We start from the raw sequence: 23,221 nt of genomic DNA on the forward strand, positions 1-23,221 counted from the left end.
TTCACCTTCAGTTGAATTCGCCCCGCTTACGCCGCGCCGCCGCACCGAGGCAAGCCACGCCTGCTTGCCGCGCGACCGCAAATGGTTAGGCTCGCGATGCCCCGACTCTCGTCGTTTAGGAGTGCTGCGATGCTGCTGACCCGCCCCGAAGGCACCGAACCCGCCGATCTCCACCTCACCCGCCGCGCGGCGGTGGGCTCCTTGTTCTTCGCGGGCTATGCGGTCGCCGCGCTCGCCGCCGAGGCGCAGCCGATCGCCACCCCCGCCGATGGCCTGATCATCGAGGAAGCGCTGATCCCCAACGGCGCCGACAAGCCGCTGCCCGCCTATGTCGCGCGCCCCGCCAAGTCCGGGCGGCACCCGGTGGTGATCGTCGTCAACGAGATTTTCGGCGTGCATGACTATATCAAGGACATCTGCCGCCGCTTCGCCAAGCTCGGCTATGTCGCGGTGGCGCCCGAATTCTTCTACCGCTCGGGCGTCAATCTGCCCGCGCTCACCGATTTCAAGGAAATCATCAAGGTCGTCAGCCAGGCGAGCGTCGATCAGGTCGATGGCGACGTGAAGGCGACCTCGGCCTGGATCAAGGCACAGAAATTCGCGAACAGCGCGAAGATCGGCATCACCGGCTTCTGCTGGGGCGGCGCGGTGGTTTGGCGCGCGGCGATGGTCGATCCGGACATCAAGGCCGGCGTCGCCTGGTATGGCCAGCTGAAGCCGCTGATCGCGCGCGCGGGCGAGCTGAAGGCGCCGGTGCTGGGGCTCTATGGCGGCAAGGACACGGGCATTCCGCAAGCTGATGTCGAGGCGATGCAGGCCGCGCTGAAGGCGGCGGGGAAGACCGGCTCGTCAATCCAGCTCTACCCGGACGCGCCGCATGGCTTCCACGCCGATTACCGCGCGAGCTATGTGAAGGCCGATGCCGAGGATGGCTGGCGCCGGCTGCTCGCCCACTTCAAGGCGAACGGCGTCGCATGAAGAAACCGCGTGCCGAGCGCTGGACGGTTAAATAGTTCGAGCTGACGGCAAAAAGGCAAGAAACTTTCATTGCCCCCTCCTATTACGCTTTTTATAATTCACCTATGCTTGCACTTGCCGCCGCGCTTATACTGGCTTCGCCATCGATGATCGGCCCTCCACGCATCGCCGGCGACTGTAAGTGGGTGCGAGGTCGCTTCGACGTTTGGAACGGATCAAGCGTACGCCGCATTTGGATTATCGGGACGCATCGGCTGATAGCACTGCGCGACGAGGATGGTGATGTCCCAAAGGAAATTCGGGATTATGTTTATTCAGGGCCGTTCCTCCTCAAGGCCGATGGTTTATTCGGCTATTTTCGAGTTTGTGCTGGAGCCGAGCGTTGACGGCCATATGCAACATGTTCGAATTACGTCGGTACGCCAGCTGAGATTTCGAGGGCGGCCCTTCCCCCTGAAGCACTAACACAAGACAATTCGGTCCTTAAAACATGGCTCGCTTTACACGGTTGCATGCTCAGCCCGGCTGGCCCTCGACCCGCGCGACCAGCGCGCGCACCTTGCCGAAATGCGAGCGGAACGCGGCGTTGTAGAGCCGGGCGGTGCGCGCGAAATGGTTGGGATCGGGCGCCTCGGCGGCGGTCTTGCGGACGCTGCCGTGCAGCTGCCCGCGCAACGCGCTGCATTCGCGCCGCAATGCCTCGGCGGTGTCACGCACTTCGGGATCGGGGTGCGTGGCATAGCGATCGAAGAACTCGCGCTGCACGTGCAGTTGATAGGCGCCCACCATCAGCCCGGCTTCGAGCGCGCGCTTGGCCAGCTCGGCGCCGGTCGGCAGCGGGCCGTTGATCAGCGCCTCGCCGGCGCTGATCGCCGCCTCGATCCGGCCGATCCTGTCTTCCAAAGCGCGCAACATCGCCGATCCCTTCGCCCCCGGCATTAAAGGCAAAAGCTTAGCGAATAGCTGCCAAGCCAAAGGGCACGAGCTTGTTGTCGGCATCATGGCCAATATCCGCCTGCCCAGAATAGGGCACGCCCAGCTCGGCGCACCAGCGCGCGACCATCGTCGCGAGCGGTTCGCCCCAGGGCGGATCGTTGGGCACCACGTCGTTCACCCGCCCCAGCCTGATCCCCGCGATTCCCTGCAGCGCCGAGGCGTGGGCGAGCTGGAACAGCATCCGGTCGACGCGGTAGAGCGGCTCGCTCACTTCCTCGATCAGCAGGTCGTGGCCGGCGAGATCGGGCAGCCAGGGCGTGCCGGCGAGCGCGGCCAGGATGGTGAGGTTGAACGCCGCCGCCGGTCGCGCGCCCAGGCCAGGCTCGAGCGCGTCCCCGTCGCCCCCCGCCAGCCACCCGAGCGTGCGCCGCACCGCGCGCCCGCCATCGGCCCGCGCCAGATCGCCCGGCATCGGCGCATGGACCGCCCGCCCGATCCCGCGGGCATAAAGCGCGCCGAGCAGGAAGCCGGCGTCGGAATAGCCGAGATAGGTCTTGCCCATCGCCGCCGGGCCGAGGGCGTCGATCACTTGGGCGAGCAGCCGGTTCGATCCATAGCCGCCGCGCGCGAACCAGATCGCGTCGATCGTGGGATCGTTCGCCACCTCGATCAACGCCGCCGCCCGCGCCGCGTCGGGGCCGGCGAAATGGCCGTCGCTCAGGAAGCATTGGGGGTGGATATGCAGCGCTACGCCGGGAAAATCGGCGGCGATCGCGCTTACGCCTGCCGCCAGCGCCGGGGTGAGCGGACGGGCGGGGGCGACGATGGCGATGTGCAAGCGGCTGGCCACGCCTATCGCTAACCCCGTCGCGACCGCGCTGCCAAGTGCTTGCCGCCGCGCGCGCCGGCGATTAGCGCGGCGGGCATGGACTATTTCTTCGTCGGCATTGGCGGTTCGGGGATGATGCCGCTCGCGATGATCCTCGCGGGGCAGGGGGCGACCGTCGCCGGATCGGATCGCGGGCTCGATCAGGGGCGCGTGCCCGCCAAGTTCGCCGCGCTCGAAGCGCTCGGCATCGCGCTGTTCCCGCAGGACGGCAGCGGCATCACCAGCAACCGGCAGATCGTCGTCGCCTCGGCGGCGGTCGAGGAGACGGTGGCGGACATCGTTCAAGCGAACGCGCTCGGCTGCCGGCGGATGACCCGGGCCGAGCTCAACGCCAGGCTGTTCAACCGCGCGCAAACCGCGATCGGCGTCGCCGGCACCAGCGGCAAGTCGACCGTGACCGGCATGATCGGCTGGCTGCTCCACGCGCTCGACCGCGAGCCGACGGTGATGAACGGCGCGGTGATGAAGAATTTCGCGCGGCCCGAGGCGCCCTTCGCCTCCGCCCTGGTCGGCGAGCCGGGATTGTATGTGAGCGAGGTCGACGAGAGCGACGGCTCGATCGCGCTCTACGCGCCCAAGATCGCGGTGCTCAACAATGTCAGCCTCGATCACAAATCGATCGAGGAGTTGCGCGCGCTGTTCGGCGCCTTCGCCGCCAAGGCGGAAACGGCGGTGGTGAATGTCGGCGATGCCGAAGCGGCGGCGATCGCGGCGGGGCTGAAGCGCGAGCGGCTCTATACGCTCGCGGTGGAGGGGGAGGCCGATCTCGTCGCGACCAATCTGGCGCCCGAGCCGTTCGCGATCACCTTCGATCTCGCCGAGCGTGGCGGCGCGGCGCGGCGGGTGCGGCTGCGGGTGCCGGGGCGGCACAATGTCGCCAACGCGCTCGCGGCGATCGGCGCGGCGCGCGCGCTCGGCATCGCTCTGGCGGAGGCGGCGGAGGCGATCGCGGGGTTCGCCGGCCTGAAGCGCCGGTTCGAGTGCGTAGGCACGGCGGCGGGTGTCACCGTGATCGACGATTTCGCGCACAATCCCGACAAGCTGAGCGCGACGCTCGACACGCTGCGCGCGAGCCCCGGGCGCCTGCTGCTGCTGTTCCAGCCGCACGGCTTTGGCCCGCTGAAAGTGATGCGGCGCGAGCTGGTGAGCGCCTTCGCCGCGCGGCTATCGCCCGAGGATCGGCTGATCCTGTGCGATCCCGCCTATTTCGGCGGCACCGTGACGCGCGAGGTGACAAGCGCCGACATCGTCGCCGATCTGCGGGCAAGCGGTGCCCCCGCGCGCCACATCGCCGATCGCGGCGCGGCGGCGGGCGCGCTGCTCGCCGAGGCACGCGCGGGCGACCGGATCGTGGTGATGGGCGCGCGCGACGACAGCCTGAGCCTGCTCGCCGCCGACCTGCTGGCGCAACTCGCCGCGCGGGGTTAGCATCGCCGCTTCAACCGGAGACCACCATGCTGCGCCTGTTCACTGCCCATCCCGCCTCGGTCGGCGAAAGCTATGCCGAACATTTCGCCGTCGCCTCGCGCTTTGGGGTGACGATGATCTGGGGAGGGGCGCGGTGCTGTGTCCATGCGCTGCTGCCGTTCCTGTGGAAAAGCGCGGGGAGCGATACCATCGCCGCGCTCAATACGACGCTGGTCGAGAAGCGGCGCGCGCAGGCGCAGCTGGTAACGGTTGATTATGTGATCTGAAGGCGCGGCGATCCGCCCGCGCCGAGGGACAATCGCCCACGCGATTGACTTTGCCAAGAACGCCGCGTGCGACTATATTGCACGATTATCCCATAACAGGAGCCATACCTATCCGTCCTCCCATGCATCGGCGTCCGATGGCGCCGCCGCCCATGAACGGGCCGCGTTTCAACGAATGGATTCAATCGCCCCGCGTCCGCGTCATCGATGAGAATGGCGAGAATCTGGGGGTGATGTACACGCGCGAAGCGATGGCGCAGGCGCAGGAAGTCGGGCTCGACCTGGTCGAAGTCTCGCCCAACGCCGATCCGCCCGTCGCCAAATTCCTCGACGTCGGCAAGTATAAGTACGAGGCGCAGAAGAAGGCGAACGCCGCGCGCAAGACCCAGAAGGCGCAGGAGATCAAAGAGATCAAGGTGCGCCCGAATATCGATGATCACGATTACGACACAAAGATGAAGAAGATTGTCGAATTCATCGGTGAGGGTGACAAGGTGAAAGTCACGCTGCGCTTCCGTGGGCGTGAAATGGCGCACGGCCAGATCGGCATGGCGCTACTTCAGCGCGTGCAGCAGGACACCGCCGAGATCGCCAAGGTGGAGGCTTACCCCCGGATGGAGGGCAAGCAGATGCTGATGGTGCTCGCGCCGAAATGAAAACTCGCCTGATATTGATCGCGGCGCTGCTCCCGCTCGCCGCGTGCAACCGCGCCGCGCCACCCCCCGCCCCGCAAGCACCCGACCATGCGGCGATGGGGCACGGGGCGATGGGGCAGGGGGCGGCCAAGCCGTCCTCCCCCGCCGCCGCCGAATATGACGCGGCGATGGCGGCGATGCACAAGGACATGGGCACCGCCTCCGCGGATGCCGACGAAAGCTTCATGCGGCTGATGATCCCCCACCATGAAGGCGCGGTGGCGATGGCCAAGACCGCGCTGAAATATGGCAAGGACCCCGAAGTCCGCGCGCTCGCCAAGGACGTGATCGCGGCGCAGGACCGCGAGATCGCGCAGATGAAGGCATGGCTCGCCCGGCGCCAACCGAAGCAGTGATCGCGCGACGGGGGCGGGGTTTGCCGAGCGCTCAATCGCTCGCCGGCGGCTCCCACAATTCGATCGGATTGCCTTCGGGATCGTGGATGCGCGCGAAACGGCCCAGACCCTGACTGTCCCATTCCTCGCGGGTTTCGATCGCCACCCCGCGCGCGTTGAGCTGTTCGAGCAGCGAGTCGAGGTCGCGCACCCGCAGGTTGAGCATATAGGCGCGATCGGCGGCGAAATAATCGCTGTCGGCGGGGAAGGGCTCGAAGATCAGCGGGCCGGATTCGGGCGACCAGGCCCAGTCGGGGCGGTCCGCCCCCTCGCCGCAGCCATTGCCGACCCCCAGCGCGTCGCGATACCAGTCGCGCAAGGCGCCGGGGTCGCGCGCGCGGAAGAAGAAACCACCCAGGCCCGTTACCGGCATCGTTCGCTCCCCTCAACCGCGCCGCGCCATGTTATGCCGCGTGCGCCAAATCCTCGTTCGCCGCCGCCTCGATCAGCCGGCGTTCGAGCGCGCGCAGCCGCTGGGCGCTGGTGATCTTGTCGCCGAACAAATCGGTCACATAGAACACGTCGACCGCGCGCTCGCCATAGGTCGCGATGTGCGCCGAATGGACCGTGACCTTCGACTGGAACAGCGCGTGCGCCAGCCGGTTGAGCAGCGCCGGCCCGTCGCGGGCGTTGACTTCGACCACGGTGAAGCGGTTCGAGGCGCTGTTGTCGATAAAGGCTTGCGGCGCGATGTCGAACGCCTCGGCGCGGGTGCGGGGCAGCGGCTTGGCGGAGAGCCGCTCGGTCAGCCGCATCCGGTTGGCGAGCGCGTCCTCGATCGCCTGGCGCAGCCGCGCGAGTTGCTCGGCGCGGTCGAACGGGCGGCCGAACGGGTCCTGCACCAGGAAATTGTCGAGCGCCATGCCGTCGCGCGTCGTGTGGATGCGCGCGTCGATGATGTTGCCGCCCGCCAGATGGATCGCCCCCGCCGCGCGGTAGAACAGCCCGGGATGGTCGGCGGCATAGAGCGTCACCAGCGTCGCGCCGCGTTCGGGATAGACCTGCGCGTCGATCGCGAGGCGCTTGTCGCCCGCCGCCGCCACCAGCCGGGCGTTGCTTGCCAACACGTCATCGGGCTCGGCGATCCAATAAGCCTCTGGCAGGCGCGCGACGAGCGCGTCGAACGCGGGCGCCTGCCAGCCGAGCGCGGCGCCGAGCCCGGCCTGCTTGGCGGCGATCCGCTCGGCGCGGCCCTTCTGCTTGTGGCCCAGCCGCAGCAATTCCTCGGCGCGTTCGTACAGCTCGCCGAGCAGCTGGCGCTTCCAGCTGTTCCACACGCCGGGGCCGACCGCGCGAATATCGACGACCGTCAGCGCGAGCAGCAGCTTCAGCCGTTCGGGGCTTTGCACCGCCTCGGCGAAATCGAGGATCGTCTTATAGTCGGAAAGGTCGCGCTTGAACGCCGTCGCCGAGGCGAGCAGGTGCCAGCGCACCAGCCAGGCGACCGTCTCGGTCTCGCCCGCGCTCAGCCCGAGCCGGGGGCAAAGTCGGCGCGCGACTTCGGCCCCCAGCACCGAATGATCGCCGCCGCGCCCCTTGGCGATGTCGTGCAGCAGCACCGCGACATAGAGCACGCGGCGCGAGACGAGCTTCTGCACGATCTCGGTCGCGATCGGATGGTCCTGCACCAGCTCGCCGCGCTCGATGCGCGAAAGCAGGCCGATCGCGCGGATCGAATGTTCGTCCACCGTATAATGGTGGTACATATCGAACTGCATCTGCGCGACGACGCGGCCGAAATCGGGCACGAAGCGGCCGAACACCCCCGCCTCGTTCATCCAGCGCAGCACGGTTTCGGGATCGCGGCGCGAGGTGAGCACTTCTAGGAACAGCGCGTTGGCGCGCGGATCGTCGCGCACCTCGTCGGCGAGCTTGGCGTCGCGCGCGGCGGCGCGCATCGCCAGCGGGTGGATTTCGAGCGCCTGGCGCTCGGCGAGCGTGAACAGCTCGATCAGCCGCACCGGATCGCGGTGGAAGAAATCATCGGCGGGCAGCGCGAGCCGCCCGCGATCGAGCACGAAGCCGTTCAACCGCCGTGGCCGCCGCATCAGCCGCGGCAAGCCGAAGCGCCGCCCGCGTGCCGCGAACGCCTCGTCGAGATGGGCGAGGAACACGCCGGTCAGGTCGCCGACCGTCTTCGCTTGCAGGAAATAATAGCGCATGAAGCGCTCGACCCGGGAGGCGCCGGCGCGTTCGGCGAAGCGCAGGCGCTCGGCGATCTCGCGCTGCACGTCGAAGGTCAGCCGGTCCTCGGCGCGACCGGCGATCAGGTGGAGATGGCAGCGCACCGCCCACAGGAAATTCTCGGCGCGGTGGAACTGGCGATATTCGGCCGCCGTCAGCAACCCAGCCTCGACAAGGCCCGCCGAACGATCGACATTGTGCGCATATTTGCCGATCCAGAACAATGTGTGGAGATCGCGCAGGCCGCCCTTGCCCTCCTTCACATTGGGTTCGACGACATAGCGGCTGTCGCCCATCTTGCGGTGGCGTTCGTTGCGCTCGGCGAGCTTGTCGGCGATGAAGGCGCGCACGCTCTGCTGCTGCACCTCCAGCCGGAAGCGGCGCATCGCCTCGTCGAACAACGCCATGTCGCCCCACACATAGCGCGCCTCGAGCAGCGCGGTGCGGATCGTCACGTCGGCCTTGGCCTGGCGCACCATCTCGTCCAGGCTGCGCGCGCTGTGGCCGACCTTCAGCCGCAGATCCCACAGCGCGTAGAGCATCGATTCGATCACCTGCTCGGCCCAGCCGGTGAGCTTCCACGGGGTAAGGAACGCGATGTCGACATCCGAATGCGGCGCCATCTCGCCCCGGCCATAGCCGCCGACCGCGACCAGCACGAGCCGCTCGCCGGCGGTGGGCGCGGCGTTGGGATGCAGCCGTTCGGTGGTGAAATCGAACAACAGCCGCAGGATCTGGTCGATCAGGAACGCCCCCGCCGCCGCCGCTTCCAGCCCGCGCGAGGGATGCTCGGCGAGCCGGCGCGCGATCTCGGCGCGGCCCGCCTCCAGCGCGGCGCGCAGCTGCGCGGTCGCGGCGGCGCGCAGGGCGGTGGCGTCGTCGCCCTCGATCGCGTGGAGCGCATCGGCGATCGCGCGGCGATCGATGATCGCGCGGCGCTGGCGCAGGCCGGCAAATCGGTTGCTCATCACATCGCCTGATAAGCGCTTGGCCGGCCATCGTCATGCCCGAAAGCGACCGTAGGAATGCTAAGTCCGCTTTAACCATAGCCCGTTACCAACGGGGCAATGACGGCGATCGCTCTTCCGCAATTGGCGCCGCGTGGCCGGCGCCTCGCGCGCCTTGCCGCGCTGCCCCGGATCGCGCCGGAAACGCTCGCCGAACGCGCCGCGCAGACCGCCGAGCTGATCGGCTGGATCGTGCCGCTCAATCTGGTCACGACGCTTGCGCTCAGCATCGTCTATGCGGTGCTCTCGCGCTCGCTGCAGGCCGCCGTGGCGGGCGCGCCGGTCCTGATCGCGACGCTTGCCGCGCTGCCGCTGGCTCGTCCCGATCTGCTGCCGCCGCGCTGGCGGGTGCCGGCGGCCGAGCAACCCCGGGCGCTGCATCTCTATGCGTTCGTGATCGGGCTCGCCTGGGCGGTGCAGCTCGCGCTGATCGACGGCGCGAGCGCGGGCACCGAACGGATTGGGATCGCCTGCGTGACGGTGGCGGTGATCGCGCTGGGGAGCAAGGTGTTCACGCTTGTCCCGGTCAACGCGCTGATCTTCATGGGGGTGATGAGCGTCGAGCTGGCCCGCCAGCTTCACCGCGTGGTGGCGGTGCCGCTGTTCTATGATGCGGCGATCCTGGTGTTCGTGGTGACGCTGTACGTGATGGCGCTGATCCAGGCGCATCTCTACGCGCAGCGGATGCGCGCGGCGGCGGAGATCGCCGTGCTCGAACGTCAGCGCGGCGAGGAGCGAACCCGCGCCGCCGCCCAGCAACAGGCGCTCGAACGCACGCACGAACGCGCCCGCGCCGCCGAGGAAGCGCGCATGGCCGAGGAACGCCGCGCGATCATGGCCGATCACGCGCAGCGCTATGAAAGCTCGGTGATGGCGGTGATCGCGGCGCTGGGCGACGCGGTCGCCGAGCTGGGCGGCTCGACCGATACGCTGCTCCGGCTGGGGGAGGCGAGCGCGGCGCATGTCCGCACCGTTCAGGCGAGCGCCGGGGTCGCCGGGCAATCGATGGCGGCGGTGCGCACCGCGGTCACCAATTTGCACGAGGCGATCACCGCGATCGAGCAGGAAATCGACACCCAGGTCAGGGCGACCGTCGCGGCCGAGACCCGCGCCGAGGAAGCACGCGCGCGCGCCGAGGCGCTGGCGGAGCGCAGCCGCGCGGTGCGCGGCATCACCGCCCAGATCGAACGCATCGCCCAGCGCACGAACACGCTGGCGCTCAATGCCCTGATCGAGGCGGCGCATTCGGGCGCGGCGGGGCGCGGCTTCGCGGTGGTGGCGGGCGAAGTGAAAGCGCTCGCCGCGCAGACCCGCGCCGCCGCGGCCGATATCGGCGATCACATCGCGGCGATGGACGACAGCGCGGGCGCGGTCGCCGGCGCGGTCGAGGCGATCGCCGGCGATGTCGCCCGGATCGCCGGGGGCGCGCACGACATCGCCCGTGCGATCGACCGCCAGGCGCAGGCGACCGACGGCATCATGGCGAGCGTCGCGGTCGCGACCGATGGCGGCGCGCACGTCCAGAACGAACTCACCGCGCTCGCCGCCCAGGCCGAAGCGGCGACCCGGCTCGCGCAAGGCATCGCCGGGGTCGCCGACGGGGTCCGCCAGCAGAGCGGCGGCCTGCGCCAGGCGAGCACCGAGTTCGCGGCGCGTCTCCGGCGGGGATAAGCGCGCGCGGGAGCGTCCGGGAGCGGTTTTCGGCGTCAACCGGCGCGCATCAGACGGTCCGCGAGCGCCGGGGAGAGGCTGTGGATGGCGCGCAGCAGCTTCGCCTTGCCGACATAGATTTCGGTTTTGCCGGCTTCCATACCGCGCACGATCTCGGCGGCGGCGGCCTTGGCGCTGATCTTCCCGCGCCCGCGCCCGCGCGTCATCTCGGTATCGACCAGCGGCGGCAGCGCCTCCACGATGCGCAGCTGCGGGGCACGCGCCTCGGCCTGATAGCGTAACGCCTTGGTAAAGCTGCGCAAACCCGCCTTGGCCGCGCAATAGACCGGCGCGCCGCTCTTGGGCGCGATCGCGAGGCCCGAGGTGATGTTGACGATCATCGCCGAAGGCCGCGCGATCAGCCCCGGCAGCAACCCCACGCACAAGTCGATCGGCGCCGCGAAGTTGACCGCGATCTCGCCAGCGAGCGCGGGCAGGTAACGCGCGGCGCCCGGATCGACGAGATCGGTCGGCAATTGCGTGCCGGCATTGTTGATGACCACCGATAAATCCGGCTCTTTCTCAGTTAGATACGCGACGAGCGCCGCGCGCTCGGCGGGATCGGCGAGGTCCGTCGGATAGGGCGTCGCGATCGGCGAGAGGGTGCTGAGCGCGTCGAGCGCCGCCGCATCCCGACCAACGGCGATCACGCGCTTGGCCCCCGCCGCCGCGAGTTGCATGAACAACGCGCGACCAATGCCGCGCCCCGCGCCCGTGAGCAGAACCGTCCGTCCCGCCAGTGAAAACCCCGCCATGCCTTGCCCCATTGATTAACCGCGCGTCGGTAGCGCCACCGGCGCCCGCGCGCATGAACCCGGGTTTAGCCCGATTTGCTTCCGTCCGTTGCCTCTCTAAGGCGTTGGGATGGATGGCCCCGATCAGATCATTCCCTTGTTGCGCGATCGCGCCGAGCAGGCCGGGCGGTGGCAGCCCCAGCCGCACGCCAAAGGGGCAATGCTGTTGTCGCAAGGAGCGCCCGGCGGCCGGCTGTTCGTGCTGCTGCGGGGGCTGGTGAAGCTTACTTATCTCTCCCCGGCGGGGGACGAGTGGATCAAGAGCTTTGTCGCGGATCAGGGGCTGTTCGGTGATTTGGAGGACGCACCCCAACGCTTTGGCGCGGTCGCGCTGGAGGACAGCCAGATCGCGGTGCTTCCCGCCGCGTGGGTCAACGGCCTGATCGCCACCGATCCCGCCATTGTCGGCGCGGCCGCCGGGTTCAGCCGCTGGCTGGCCGATCGCAAGCAGGCGCGCGAGGAGGCATTGCTCTGCGCGACGCCCGAGCAGCGCTACCAGCAAATGCTGATCACCGCGCCCGCGCTGCTCGCCCGGCTGCCGCAGCAGGATATCGCCCGCTATCTTCGGGTCACACCGATCGCGTTCAGCCGGATCAAGCGCCGGCTTCGCGCCCGGGCCGGGTGAGCGCGCCGCCCGCCACTTCCTTCAAGCGGTAGAGCGCTTCCAGGGCCTCGCGCGGCGAGAGTGCGTCGATATCGAGCGCGGCGAGCGCGTCGCGCAGCGCGTCGACTTCGCGCTCAGGCGCGGCAGCGGCCGCGGCGAACAGCGGCAGATCGTCGAGCCCCGCCGCGAGGCCGCCGGTCTTGGCGCGCCCCGCCTCTAGCTTCGCGAGCACCGCTTTCGCGCGGGCGATGGTCGCGGGCGGGAGGCCGGCGAGGCGCGCCACCGCGAGGCCATAGCTGCGGTCGGCTGGGCCGGGCGCGACCTCGTGCAGCAGCACCAGTTCGCCCTTCCATTCGCGCGCGCGGACATGGTGGAGCGACAGCGCCTCGCAACGTTCGGCAAGGCGGGTAAGCTCATGATAATGCGTTGCGAACAGGCAGCGGCAGCGGTTCTGCTCGTGGATCGCCTCGACCACCGCCCAGGCGATCGCGAGCCCGTCATAGGTCGACGTGCCGCGCCCGACCTCGTCGAGGATCACGAAGCTGCGCGGCCCGGCCTGCGCCAGGATCGCGGCGGTTTCGACCATCTCGACCATGAAGGTCGATCGCCCGCGCGCCAGATTATCGGCGGCGCCGACCCGGCTGAACAGCCTGTCGACCAGCCCCAGCCGCGCCCGCGCCGCCGGAACGAAGCTGCCGGCCTGCGCGAGCACCGCGATCAGCGCATTCTGGCGCAAAAAGGTCGATTTGCCGCCCATGTTCGGGCCGGTGACGAGCCAGAGCCGCGAGTCCTCGGACAGGCGGCAGTCATTGGCGACGAAGCGCTCGCCGCTTTTCGCCAAGGCCGCCTCCACCACCGGGTGGCGTCCGCCCGCCACCTCGAAACAAGCCTGATCGACGAGCAGCGGCCGTGTCCAGCCGCCCTCCGCCGCGCGCTCGGCAAGCCCGGCGGCGACATCGAGCCGCGCGAGCGCGTCGGCGGTCGCGGCGATGGCCTCCCGCGCCGACAAAGCGAGCGCGGTGAGTTCCTCCAAATGCGCCGCTTCCGCCGCGAGGGCATGGGCACCCGCTTGGGTCACCTTCAGCGCCACCTCGTGCAGCGCCGGCGCGTTGAAGCGCACCGCGCCGGCCATCGTCTGCCGGTGGGTGAAGCCGCTCTCGGGCCGCATCAGGGCATCGCCGTGCTTCGCCGGAACCTCGATATGATAGCCCAGGACCGCGTTGTGCTTGATCTTGAGCGCCTGAATCCCGGTTTGCGCGCGATAGTCCGCCTCGAGCGCGGCGATCGCCCGCCGCCCGCCGGCGCCCGCCGCGCGCAGATCGTCGAGCACCGCGTCATAGCCTTCGGCGATATAGCCGCCTTGCGCCGCGTCTAGGGGCGGCGAGGGGACCAGCGCGCGGGCAAGCGTGTCGATCAGCGCGCCGTGGCCCTGCAGCTTTGGCGCGATTTCCGCGATCAAGGCGGGTGGCTCGGCGAGGCGCTGTAGCCGCTGGCCCAACGTCCACGCCGCATCGAGCCCGTCGCGCAGCTGCCCCAGATCGCGTGGACCGCCGCGCCCGGCCGCCAGCCGCCCCAGCGCACGGCCGATATCGGGCGCCCGGCGCAGTTCGCCACGCAAGCCTTCGCGGGCGCCGGCATCCTCGACCAGCCATTGCACCAGATCGAGCCGCGCCTCGATCCTCGCTCGGTCCATCAGCGGCGCGGCGATGTCGGCGGCGAGCAGCCGCGCGCCCGCCCCCGTCACGGTGCGATCAACCGCGTCGAGCAAGCTCCCCTTGCGCCCGCCGCCCTGTGCTTGCGTCAGTTCAAGGCTTTCGCGGGTCGCCGCGTCGATCGCCATCGCCTGCTCGCTGCGGCGCAGGGCGGGCGGGCGTAGGAAGGGCAGCGCGCCTTTCGCGGTATGATCGAGATAAGCGACCAGCCCGCCGGCCGCCGCGAGCGCGGCTCGGCTGAATTGGCCAAACCCGTCCAGCGTCGCGACACCGAGCAGCGCCTTCAGCCGCGCTTCGCCCCGGCCGCTATCGAAATCGGCGCGTGGGCGGGGGCGGGCGTCGGCGAGCGCACCGCCTTCCGCCGCGATGACTTCCGCCGCATTCAGCTGCGCCAGTTCGGCGCTGAGCGCGGCGGTGTTGGTCTCGATGATCTCGAACCGTCCGGTCGAAATGTCGGCGGCGGCGATCGCCACGCCGCCCGCCGCCTCGCCGACCGCCACGCACCAATTCGCCGCGCGCGCGTCGAGCAATGCTTCCTCGGTGAGCGTGCCCGCCGTCACCAGCCGCACGATCGCGCGCTGGACGAGCGCCTTGGAACCACGTGCCCGCCGCGCTTCCTCGGGGCTTTCGGTCTGCTCGGCGATGGCGACGCGGTGCCCGGCCTTGATCAGCCGCGCGAGATAGCCTTCCGCCGCATGCGCCGGCACCCCGCACATCGGCACCGCCTCCCCGCCATGCTCGCCGCGCGCGGTGAGCGCGATGTCGAGGCACGCACTGGCGATCTTCGCATCCTCGAAGAACAGCTCGAAGAAATCGCCCATGCGATAGAAGAGCAGGCAATCCTCGGCCTCGGCCTTGAGCGCGAGATATTGCGCCATCATCGGGGTGGCGGTCATGGGACGTCCCACAGACGCGCCGCATGGCGCACGCTCAGGATCGTGACGGTATCGCCGACGACTTCATACCGCAGGATGTAGGGCCGCACCGTTACAAGTTCCCGAGTTCCACCGCTCGCCAGCCGCCCTCTGTTAGGAAAAGTCGCCAAGCTTTTACCAAGATCGAAAAGCCAGATTGCGACACGTTGCGCCGCGAGCGGATCGAAAATGGCGATATAGCTAGCAATCTGGTCGAGCTGCGTCAGCGCCTCGTTCAGCCTGACGACTTCAGCCATTCGAAGAACGGTTTGAAATCAGGCGTCCCCCAGGTTTTGAGCCAACGGCCAACGATAGCATGGGAATGATATCGGCCTGCGGCATAATCAGCGCGCGCGCGCGTGTCGGATGCGGCGATTGCCTCCTCATCGTCTTGCTCGAAGATGCCCGGCTCGTGCTTCATGGCGACTAACATAGACGCCACGCCCCCCCTTGGCTAGAAGCGCGGGCGAAGCGGAGGGAGCCTATGTCCGAGGAAAGCAGCACGCAATTTTCCGATCGCGAGGCGCTGCGCTTCCATAGCGAGGGACGGCCCGGCAAGATCGAGGTGATCGCCTCCAAGCCGATGGCGACCCAACGCGACCTTGCGCTCGCTTATTCGCCCGGCGTCGCCGCGCCGGTGCGTGCCATCGCCGCCGATCCGGCGACCGCTTACGACTATACCGCCAAGGGTAATCTTGTCGCCGTCATCTCGAACGGCACCGCGATCCTAGGGCTCGGCAATCTCGGTGCGCTCGCTTCAAAGCCGGTGATGGAAGGCAAGGCGGTGCTGTTCAAGCGCTTCGCCGATGTCGATTCGATCGACATCGAAGTGAAGACCGAGGACGTGCAGCGCTTCATCGAGTGTGTCGAGCTGCTCGAACCCAGTTTCGGCGGGATCAATTTGGAGGACATCAAGTCCCCCGAATGTTTCATCATCGAGCAAGCCCTGCGCGAACGGATGAACATTCCGGTGTTTCATGACGATCAACACGGCACCGCGATCATCGCCGCCGCCGGGCTGATCAACGCGCTGCACCTGACCGGGCGCGACATCAAGGCGACCAAGGCGGTGATGCTCGGCGCGGGCGCGGCGGCGATCGCCTGCGCCGAATTGATCAAGGCGATGGGGCTGCCGCACGACCAGCTGCTGATGGTCGACATGGAAGGCGTGATCTTCCAGGGCCGCGAAAAATCGATGAACCAGTGGAAATCGGCGCATGCCGTCGCCACCAGCGCGCGCACGCTTGCGGATGCGATCGAGGGGGCGGACGTGTTCTTCGGTCTGTCTGCCGCCAATGCGCTGCCGCCCGAGTTGCTCCAGAAGATGGCACCGCGCCCGATCGTGTTCGCAATGGCGAACCCCGATCCGGAGATCATGCCCGATGTCGCCAAGCAGGTGCGGCCCGATGTGATCATTGCCACTGGCCGTTCCGATTTCCCCAATCAGGTCAACAATGTCCTCGGCTTCCCCTTTATATTCCGCGGCGCGCTCGATGTGCGCGCGACCGGTATCAATGATGCGATGAAGATCGCCGCCGCGCAGGCGCTCGCCGAGCTCGCGCGCCAGCAGGTGCCCGAGGAGGTCGCGGTCGCTTATGGAGTGAAGCACCAGTTCGGCCCCGATTACATCATCCCCGCGCCGTTCGACCCACGGCTGATGGAGATCGTGCCCGCCGCCGTCGCGCAAGCGGCGATGGACTCAGGCGTCGCGACCCGGCCGATCACCGATTTCGACTATTACCGCCACAGCCTGCGCGCGCGGCTCAATCCCACGACCTCCGTGCTGCAGCTCGCCTATGAAGGCGCCCGCGCGCGTCCCAAGCGGGTGCTGTTCGCGGAAGGCGAAGAGGAGGTCGTGCTGCGCGCGGCCATCGCCTTCAAAGAAGGCGGCTATGGCACGCCGGTGCTGGTGGGGCGCGACGACGTGCCCGATCGGCTCTGCGCGCTGGGGGTGACCGACCCGGAAAATTATGAGCTGCACAACAGCCGCAAATCGCCGCTCGTCCCCGCGATGGTCGATTTCCTCTACGACCGTCTTCAGCGCCAGGGTTATTTGCGGCGCGATTGCGAGCGGATGATCAACCAGGATCGCAACACCTTCGGCGCTGTGATGCTGCAGATGGGGCAGGCCGATGCGATGATCACCGGCATCACCCGCACTTACGCCCAGGCGCTGATCCAGGTGCGGCGGGTGATCGATGTCGCGGCGGGGCGCACGCCTTTCGGGGTGCATGTGCTCGTCGGGCAGAGCCATACCGTGTTCATGGCCGACACGACCGTGAACGAGCGCCCGAACGCCGAGCAGCTGGCCGACATCGCGGAAGGCACGGCGCAGGTCGCGCGGCGGATGGGGCACGAGCCGCGCGTCGCGTTCCTCAGCTATTCGACCTTCGGCAACCCGGAGGGGCGCTGGCTGGAGAATATCCGCGAGGCGGTGAAAGTGCTCGACGCGCGCGGAGCCGAGTTCGAGTATGAAGGTGAGATGGCGCCCGATGTCGCGCTCAACCCGCAGCAATTGGCGAACTATCCGTTCGCGCGGTTGTCCGGACCGGCGAACGTGCTGATCCTGCCGGGGCTGCAATCGGCGAACATCTCGGCGAAATTGCTGCGCGAGCTGGGCGGCGATTCGGTGATCGGGCCGATGCTCGTGGGGCTTGAGAAGCCCGTGCAGATCGCGCCGATGACCTCCACCGCGAGTGAGCTGATGACGCTCGCCGTGCTCGCGGCGGGGGGAATCGTGGAGTAGGGGCAGAAAAGCTCAGGTCATTCAGCCCCGGGCCATCCGGCGGCGCTTAGGCGTTGTCGCCCGCGATGGACAATATTCCCGAACTCTCCGGCCATTGGCTGCTGATCGCCGCGATCGTGACGGGCTTCGTCCTCCTGCGCCTGCTTCGGCGGGTGCCGGTGCTCGGCACGCTGATCTCGCTCGCCAGCTGGGGCGTGGCGATGGTACTGCTGGTGGTGATGATCGATCAGCGCCAGCGGTTCGACCCCTATCTCGCGCGGCTGAGCCAGGCCTTCGGCCTCGAAGGCCAGCGGGTCGAGGGGCGCGAGCTGCGGGTCAAGATGGCGCCCGACGGCCATTTCTGGGTACGTGCGCGGATCGGCGGGGTGGAGAGGCGGCTGTTGATTGATAGCGGCGCGACCGTCACCGCGCTCTCGCCCGATACGGCGGCGGCCGCCGGCCTCACGCTCAATGACGAACTGTTTCCGGTGATCCTGCGCACCGCCAACGGCGCGGTGCGCGCGCAGACGGCGCAAGTGCCTGAACTCCGCCTGGGCAACATCGTCGCGCGCGATCTGCCGGTGGTGGTCGCGCCAGCGTTCGACGGGGTGAACGTGCTCGGGATGAACTTCCTGTCCCGCTTGAAGAGCTGGCGCGTGGAAGGCCGCACCCTCATCATGGAGCCACACCACCCGCAAGATACGGCTCAGCGCGACACCATCAGATAGCGGCCGCCACTGCCGGCTTGCGTCGTGGGCGCGACTTCGGCCCGGCTCGCCAGCCGATCCACACTATCCCGAGCGCGACAAGGGCGGCTAGCGCCGAAATCAACGCGAGCGCCGGCGCGCTGAATGCCGCGTAAGCGACAACGATCTGGCTCCAAGCGACGGTTTGCCCGATTGGGGCGACGACATAGATATGCAGCACCAGCGCCGCGAAGGTCACCAGCATTGGTTCCGCCCCGCGCCGTTCGATCGCCGCGAGCAGCAAGGCGAGACCCGGCGATAGCCAGGGCATCACCGCGTCGGGCACGATCCCGTCGAGGGGGAGGCGTGACAATACAGGTGGCATCACCAGCAGAATCGTCCCCAGCAGATAGCCGGCATGAATCGCCACCCGCCGACGATTGCGCAGCGCCATCGCGACCATTCCCGCCACCATCGCGCTGGAGACGAGATCGTGGAGGCAAATCTGTGCGCCGAGCGTCGCCGCGAACGGATCGTGTTTGGTAACGTAGCGGATCGCCATTGATTGGATCACGAGCATCCCAGCACCGACGAACAGCGGCACGGCGGCAAAGACGCTCAGCCCCAGGCTACGGTGCAGGGCGATGCGGCGAGTGTGGATTGCCCAGCTCTGCGCTGCGATCAAGACGAACCATCCGGTCGCGGTGATGCCATGCGCATGATACCCGAACGGTGCCTGCCCAAGCACGCTGAAATAATGCTTCCAGAACGCCAGGACCACGATCGGCAGTAACAGGATCGCGATCGCCCAATGGGCCCGTTTGTACGGCATCATTCTTCCCCCCGGGACGCACGAGCGGGATTGACCCCGCGGACTATGCGTCGATCGAGGTTCCTAGTGCCGCATGAACCAGCCCACCATCAACCGTAATTGTTTCACCAACGACATAATCCCCCGCGCGGCTGGCGAGATAGATCGCCGCGCCCGCCATATCCTCGTCCACGCCGATGCGCTTGGCCGGAATCCCTTGCGCGACCGCATCGCCATGGTCGCGCGCGGCGCGGTTCATCTCGCTCGCGAAGGCGCCGGGGGCGATCGAGGTGACGTTGATCGCGTCGCGGATCAGCCGCGCCGCCATTCGCTTGGTGAGGTAGATCAGCGCCGATTTGGAGGCGTGATAGCTGTAAGTCTCCCACGGGTTCAGCCGTTGGCCGTCGATCGAGGTGATGTTGATTACCTTCGCCGGGCGCTGGCGCGAGGCGGCCGCCTTGAGCGGCTCGTAAAGTGCTTGCGTCAGGAAGAAGGGGGACTTCACGTTAAGATCCATCACCTTGTCCCAGCCCTTTTCGGGAAAGGCCTCGAACGGTTCGCCCCACGCGGCGCCGGCATTGTTCACGAGGATGTCGAGCTTTTGCTCATGCTCGGCGAATTGCGCGGCCAGCGCCTTGCAGCCGGCGACGGTCGACACGTCTTGCGGCAACGCGATGCAGTTCTCGCCCAGTTCCTCGGCGGCTGCAAAGCACGCATCGGCCTTGCGCGCGCTGATATAGACCTTGGCCCCCTGGGCGATAAAGCCCGCCGCGATCATCTTGCCAATCCCGCGCGAGCCGCCCGTCACCAGCGCGACGCGGCCATCGAGGCGGAACAGGGTGGTGGTGTCCATTCGCTTTCTCTCCCGGATTGAAGGCGTCATCCGCCGCGCTTCATCGTCTCGCGCGCGATGATCAGCTGCTGGATCTGGCTGGTTCCCTCATAGATGCGGAACAGGCGCACGTCGCGGTACAGCCGCTCGATCCCATAATCGGCGATATAGCCGGCGCCGCCATAGATTTGGACCGCGCGGTCGGCGACGCGGCCGACCATCTCGCTCGCGAAGAGTTTCGCCGCCGAGCTTTCGAGCACCACGTCCTCACCGCGATCCTTGGCGGCGGCCGTTTCCAGCACCAGCGCGCGCGCGGCGAGGCATTCGGTCTTCGAATCGGCGATCATCGCCTGGATCAGCTGATGCTCGGCGATTGGCTTGCCGAACTGGCGGCGGTCGCCGGCATAGGCGACGCAATCGGCGATCAACCGCTCGGCCACGCCGACGCACACCGCGGATATGTGCAGCCGCCCGCGATCGAGCACGCGCATCGCGATCTTGAAGCCCTCGCCTTCGGCGCCGAGCCGGTTCGCGGCCGGCACCGCCACCTCATCGAAATTGACGTCGGCGACCTTCGCGCCCTTCTGCCCCATCTTCTTCTCGGGCTCGCCAATCGAGACGCCCGCCAGATCGCGCGGAACGAGGAAGGCCGAGACGCCCCGCCCGCCGGGCTCGTCGCCGGTGCGCGCCATCACCGTGAACAGATCGGCCTTATCGGCATTGGTGATGTAGCGCTTGGTGCCCGACAGACGGTAGACCTCACCATCGCGCACCGCGCGCGTCTTCACGGCCCCGGAATCGCTGCCGACATCGGGTTCGGTGAGCGCGAAGCTGGTGACGATCTCGCCGCTGGCGATGCGCGGCAGCCAATGCGCCTTCTGCTCGGCGCTGCCCGCTATCACCAGCCCCTGGCTGCCGATGCCGACATTGGTGCCGAAGGTCGAGCGGAAGGCGGGGGTGGTATGGCCGAGCTCGATCGCGACGCGGCATTCCTCGAGCATGGTAAGGCCCAGCCCGCCAAACTCCTCGGCGATCGACAGGCCGAACAGCCCGAGTTCGCGCATCTCCTGAACGATGGCGGGCGGGATTTCGTCAGCGGCCTCCACCTCGCCCTCCAGGGGCCGCAGCCGTTCGCGAACGAAGCGGCGGACGGTCTCGATCAGCTGGTCGAACGTTTCGGCGTCGAGTGCCATAACCTCTCCTTGATCGCGCGCCAGCTAGCCCGGGAGCGCCACGCGGCGCAACCCCGTGCGCCAAACCGCAAATTCAAAAGCCGGGCGATTGACCGGGCTCGGCCCCATACTATGCTACCCAAAAACGGGAGAGGCGGATGCGGTACGCGGGCAAGCGCGCGGTAGTGACAGGGGGTGCGTCGGGCATTGGCCTTGCCACCGCGCGACGATTGGCGGCCGAGGGCGCCGAGGTGGTGATCGGCGATATCGATCCCGCCGGGGCGGAGATCGCCGCCGCCGAGGGCTTCGCCTTCCGGCATTGCGATGTGCTCGACGAGGCCGCGATCATCGCGCTGCTCGAGGCCGCCGACGGTGAGGGCGGGATTGATCTGCTCGTCAACAACGCGGGGGCCGGCGGCGCGCGCGAGACGATCGACGCGATCAGCGCGGATGGGTGGGATTTCACCCAGAACCTGCTGCTGCGCTCGGTCGCGCTCGGCATCCGCCATGTCGCGCCGCTGATGGCGAAGCGGGGCGGAGGTGCGATCGTCAACACCGCTTCGGTCGCTGCGCTGCAGACCGGCGCCGCGCCCACCGCTTATTCGGTCGCCAAGGCCGGCGTGCTGCATCTGACCCATCTCGCCGCCGCCGATCTCGCCCGGCATGGCATCCGGGTGAACGCGGTGTGCCCCGGCTTCATCGTCACCAACATCTTCACCCGGGCGGTGGGAATGGAAGGCGAGACACAAACCAAAGCCAACGCAACCATCGCGCACATCGCCAAGACCGCGCAGCCGATCCAGCGCGCCGGCCGGCCCGAAGACATCGCCGCCGCGATCGCCTTTCTGGGGAGCGAGGATGCGAGCTTCGTCACCGGCGCGCACCTGGTGGTCGATGGCGGGATCACGCTCGGGCCGCGACACAGCTGGGATCCGCAGACCCCGTCGCTGTTCGCGATGCTCGAGGCGTTCAAGCAATGACCGCGACCCCGCCGCCGCGCCGCTTGCCGGGGCGGGCGCGCTTGGCGTTCGGGCTTGGCTCGATCGCCTATGGCATCAAGGACAATGGCTTCGCCACCTTCCTGTTGCTGTTCTACAATCAGGTGATCGGTCTGCCGCCGGATCGCGTCGGGGCGGTGATCGCGCTGGTGCTGGTGGTGGAAGCGTTCGCCGATCCGCTGGTTGGCTTCCTGTCGGACAATACGAGGGGGCGCTGGGGGCGGCGGCATCCCTGGATGTACGCCTCCGCGCTGCCGGTCGCGGCAGGCTGGCTGCTGCTGTGGAACCCGCCGGCCGGCTGGTCGCCGGAGGCGCTGCTAGGCTATCTTTTCGGCGCGGCGTTGCTGGTGCGGCTGGCGCTGTCGATGTTCGAAATCCCTTCCGCCGCGCTCGGCCCTGAACTCAGCAGCGATTATGACGAACGGACCAAGCTGTTCGCCTATCGCTATCTGTTCGGCTGGGTGGGTGGGCTCGGCATGTTGTTCCTGGCCTATGCGGTTTTCCTGCGGCCCGATGCGACCCATGCCAACGGCCTGCAGAACGCCGATGGCTATAGCCACTGGGCGCTGCTCGGCGCGGTGCTGATGGTGCTGTCGATCCTGTCGTCGTCGCTGATGCTGCACCCGGAGATCAAGTATCTGCCGCAGGCCGGCGCGCGCGGTGAGTCGCTGCGCGATCATTTCACCGCTTTCGGCCGCGCGGTCGCCAATCGCGGCTTTCTGGTGCTGATGGTCGCGGGGCTGTTCGCCTATACCGCGCAGGGGACGAGCTTTGCCCTGTCCAATTATCTCTATGCCTTTGTCTGGCGGTTCGCCGACATGGATTATCAGCTGCTCGCCCTTGCGCTGCTGATCGGGGCGATCGGTGCGTTCTTCCTTGCGCCCCGGATGACGCGGCGCGGCGATAAGCGGGCGGTGGCCGGGGCGTTCGCGCTCGCCAACGCGGTGCTGCTGTCGGCGCCCTATTTCCTGCATCTGCTCGGCCTGTTCCCGCCGCCGGGCGAGCGCCAAACGATCACGTTGCTGCTCGTCATCTTCTGCGTGAACACGACCGCGGGGGTCGGCGCCTTCGTCCTGGGCGCCTCGATGCTGTCCGACGTGGTCGAGGAGTCCGAGCGGCGCACCGGGCAGCGTAGCGAGGGCGTATATTTCGCCGGCAGTTTCTTCGTGCAGAAGCTGGTCGGCGGGCTCGGCGCGCTGTTCGCCGGCTTGATCCTGAAAGCCGCCGACTTCCCCGCGAACGCGCAGCCAGGCAGCGTGCCCGACGCGACGATCGAGCGGCTGGTGCTGATCTTCGGGGTCACCGTATTCGTGGTCTATGGCCTGGGGGCGCTCGCTTACCGCCGCTTCCCCTTCGGCCGGGCGGAGCATGAAGCGCGAATCGCCGCCCTTGCCGGCCAGGATCGAGCCGACTGAATCCCACCGGTGCAGGGCTGCCGAAACATCCTGTCGGCCCGTCGCCACCGTTCATCGGAAAAGGTTCCGT

General features: G+C 68.0%; 23 protein-coding genes. 12 read left to right on the forward strand and 11 right to left on the reverse strand.

Annotated features, from left to right (window positions below; all coding sequences use genetic code 11):
* The first annotated feature begins 129 nt into the window (after positions 1-129).
* On the forward strand, positions 130-978 hold the full coding sequence (locus K2X73_RS14525; RefSeq protein ID WP_294111994.1) for a dienelactone hydrolase family protein: 849 nt from the start codon (positions 130-132) through the stop codon (positions 976-978).
* Positions 979-1,082: 104 nt separating this feature from the next.
* Positions 1,083-1,364 (forward strand): hypothetical protein, encoded by a 282-nt coding sequence (locus K2X73_RS14530; protein ID WP_294111995.1) that lies wholly within the window; start codon positions 1,083-1,085, stop codon positions 1,362-1,364.
* A 130-nt stretch (positions 1,365-1,494) separates the two neighbouring features.
* Here K2X73_RS14530 and K2X73_RS14535 read toward each other — a convergent pair whose 3' ends face one another.
* Both K2X73_RS14535 and K2X73_RS14540 read right to left on the reverse strand, forming a co-directional pair.
* Positions 1,495-1,893 (reverse strand): hypothetical protein, encoded by a 399-nt coding sequence (locus K2X73_RS14535; protein WP_294111997.1) that lies wholly within the window; start codon positions 1,891-1,893, stop codon positions 1,495-1,497.
* Positions 1,894-1,930: 37 nt separating this feature from the next.
* Positions 1,931-2,752, reverse strand: a complete 822-nt coding sequence (locus K2X73_RS14540; RefSeq protein ID WP_294112093.1) for an LD-carboxypeptidase — start codon at positions 2,750-2,752, stop codon at positions 1,931-1,933.
* An 87-nt stretch (positions 2,753-2,839) separates the two neighbouring features.
* Here K2X73_RS14540 and K2X73_RS14545 point away from each other — a divergent pair, with 87 nt between their 5' ends.
* The 4 genes from K2X73_RS14545 to K2X73_RS14560 all read left to right on the forward strand — a co-directional run bounded on the left by K2X73_RS14545 (position 2,840) and on the right by K2X73_RS14560 (position 5,548).
* Positions 2,840-4,231, forward strand: a complete 1,392-nt coding sequence (locus K2X73_RS14545; protein ID WP_294111998.1) for a Mur ligase family protein — start codon at positions 2,840-2,842, stop codon at positions 4,229-4,231.
* A gap of 26 nt (positions 4,232-4,257) precedes the next feature.
* On the forward strand, positions 4,258-4,497 hold the full coding sequence (locus tag K2X73_RS14550; RefSeq protein WP_294112000.1) for a DUF6356 family protein: 240 nt from the start codon (positions 4,258-4,260) through the stop codon (positions 4,495-4,497).
* A 122-nt stretch (positions 4,498-4,619) separates the two neighbouring features.
* Positions 4,620-5,153, forward strand: a complete 534-nt coding sequence (infC, locus tag K2X73_RS14555) for a translation initiation factor IF-3 (protein ID WP_294112002.1) — start codon at positions 4,620-4,622, stop codon at positions 5,151-5,153.
* Positions 5,150-5,548 carry a DUF305 domain-containing protein gene (locus tag K2X73_RS14560; RefSeq protein WP_294112004.1) on the forward strand — a complete coding sequence of 133 codons (399 nt, stop codon included), beginning with the start codon at positions 5,150-5,152 and terminating at the stop codon, positions 5,546-5,548. Before infC ends, K2X73_RS14560 begins: the two co-directional genes overlap by 4 nt.
* A 31-nt stretch (positions 5,549-5,579) precedes the next feature.
* On the opposite strand, the gene K2X73_RS14565 is transcribed toward K2X73_RS14560, so the two are convergent.
* A complete protein-coding gene (locus K2X73_RS14565; RefSeq protein WP_294112006.1) occupies positions 5,580-5,960 on the reverse strand; it encodes a VOC family protein in 381 nt (126 codons plus the stop codon).
* Between the two features lie 31 nt (positions 5,961-5,991).
* Positions 5,992-8,739, reverse strand: coding sequence for a [protein-PII] uridylyltransferase (locus K2X73_RS14570; RefSeq protein WP_294112007.1), 2,748 nt, complete (start codon positions 8,737-8,739; stop codon positions 5,992-5,994).
* A gap of 99 nt (positions 8,740-8,838) precedes the next feature.
* Between K2X73_RS14570 and K2X73_RS14575 the strand changes: the two genes are divergently transcribed.
* Positions 8,839-10,449: a methyl-accepting chemotaxis protein gene (locus K2X73_RS14575; protein WP_294112008.1), complete on the forward strand. Its 1,611-nt coding sequence runs from the start codon at positions 8,839-8,841 to the stop codon at positions 10,447-10,449.
* A gap of 35 nt (positions 10,450-10,484) precedes the next feature.
* Here the strand turns inward: K2X73_RS14575 and K2X73_RS14580 are convergent, their stop codons facing one another.
* Positions 10,485-11,243 (reverse strand): SDR family NAD(P)-dependent oxidoreductase, encoded by a 759-nt coding sequence (locus K2X73_RS14580; protein WP_294112009.1) that lies wholly within the window; start codon positions 11,241-11,243, stop codon positions 10,485-10,487.
* 109 nt (positions 11,244-11,352) lie between these two features.
* Here K2X73_RS14580 and K2X73_RS14585 point away from each other — a divergent pair, with 109 nt between their 5' ends.
* Positions 11,353-11,907 (forward strand): Crp/Fnr family transcriptional regulator, encoded by a 555-nt coding sequence (locus K2X73_RS14585; RefSeq protein ID WP_294112010.1) that lies wholly within the window; start codon positions 11,353-11,355, stop codon positions 11,905-11,907.
* On the opposite strand, the gene mutS is transcribed toward K2X73_RS14585, so the two are convergent.
* The 3 genes from mutS to K2X73_RS14600 are packed head-to-tail and all read right to left on the reverse strand — an operon-like array spanning position 11,876 to position 14,933.
* Positions 11,876-14,479, reverse strand: coding sequence for a DNA mismatch repair protein MutS (gene mutS, locus K2X73_RS14590; protein WP_294112095.1), 2,604 nt, complete (start codon positions 14,477-14,479; stop codon positions 11,876-11,878). The two genes, K2X73_RS14585 and mutS, sit on opposite strands and share 32 nt — an antisense overlap.
* 11 nt (positions 14,480-14,490) lie before the next feature.
* Entirely contained in the window at positions 14,491-14,769 is a 279-nt protein-coding gene (locus tag K2X73_RS14595; RefSeq protein ID WP_294112011.1) for a type II toxin-antitoxin system RelE/ParE family toxin, read from the reverse strand.
* Positions 14,748-14,933, reverse strand: a complete 186-nt coding sequence (locus K2X73_RS14600) for an antitoxin (protein WP_294112012.1) — start codon at positions 14,931-14,933, stop codon at positions 14,748-14,750. Before K2X73_RS14600 ends, K2X73_RS14595 begins: the two co-directional genes overlap by 22 nt.
* 63 nt (positions 14,934-14,996) lie before the next feature.
* Here K2X73_RS14600 and K2X73_RS14605 point away from each other — a divergent pair, with 63 nt between their 5' ends.
* Together K2X73_RS14605 and K2X73_RS14610 are read left to right on the forward strand one after the other, a co-directional pair.
* Positions 14,997-17,258, forward strand: a complete 2,262-nt coding sequence (locus K2X73_RS14605; protein ID WP_294112013.1) for an NADP-dependent malic enzyme — start codon at positions 14,997-14,999, stop codon at positions 17,256-17,258.
* 65 nt (positions 17,259-17,323) lie between these two features.
* Positions 17,324-17,965: a TIGR02281 family clan AA aspartic protease gene (locus K2X73_RS14610; RefSeq protein ID WP_294112014.1), complete on the forward strand. Its 642-nt coding sequence runs from the start codon at positions 17,324-17,326 to the stop codon at positions 17,963-17,965.
* On the opposite strand, the gene K2X73_RS14615 is transcribed toward K2X73_RS14610, so the two are convergent.
* Genes K2X73_RS14615 through K2X73_RS14625 form a run of 3 tightly spaced genes read right to left on the reverse strand, consistent with a single transcriptional unit; the run spans position 17,958 to position 20,759 of the window.
* The gene (locus K2X73_RS14615) at positions 17,958-18,755 is read right to left on the reverse strand and encodes a hypothetical protein (protein ID WP_294112015.1); all 798 of its coding nucleotides are present in this window, start codon (positions 18,753-18,755) and stop codon (positions 17,958-17,960) included. The two genes, K2X73_RS14610 and K2X73_RS14615, sit on opposite strands and share 8 nt — an antisense overlap.
* 43 nt (positions 18,756-18,798) lie before the next feature.
* The gene (locus K2X73_RS14620) at positions 18,799-19,587 is read right to left on the reverse strand and encodes an SDR family oxidoreductase (protein WP_294112016.1); all 789 of its coding nucleotides are present in this window, start codon (positions 19,585-19,587) and stop codon (positions 18,799-18,801) included.
* A 26-nt stretch (positions 19,588-19,613) separates the two neighbouring features.
* Positions 19,614-20,759, reverse strand: a complete 1,146-nt coding sequence (locus tag K2X73_RS14625) for an acyl-CoA dehydrogenase family protein (RefSeq protein WP_294112017.1) — start codon at positions 20,757-20,759, stop codon at positions 19,614-19,616.
* Between the two features lie 137 nt (positions 20,760-20,896).
* Between K2X73_RS14625 and K2X73_RS14630 the strand changes: the two genes are divergently transcribed.
* Both K2X73_RS14630 and K2X73_RS14635 read left to right on the forward strand, forming a co-directional pair.
* Positions 20,897-21,718, forward strand: coding sequence for an SDR family NAD(P)-dependent oxidoreductase (locus K2X73_RS14630; protein ID WP_294112018.1), 822 nt, complete (start codon positions 20,897-20,899; stop codon positions 21,716-21,718).
* The gene (locus K2X73_RS14635; protein WP_294112019.1) at positions 21,715-23,151 is read left to right on the forward strand and encodes an MFS transporter; all 1,437 of its coding nucleotides are present in this window, start codon (positions 21,715-21,717) and stop codon (positions 23,149-23,151) included. The genes K2X73_RS14630 and K2X73_RS14635 overlap by 4 nt, the downstream gene beginning before the upstream one ends.
* Positions 23,152-23,221 lie beyond the last annotated feature (70 nt).

It is taken from the genome of Sphingomonas sp. (assembly GCF_019746665.1).
Taxonomy (GTDB): domain Bacteria; phylum Pseudomonadota; class Alphaproteobacteria; order Sphingomonadales; family Sphingomonadaceae; genus Sphingomonas.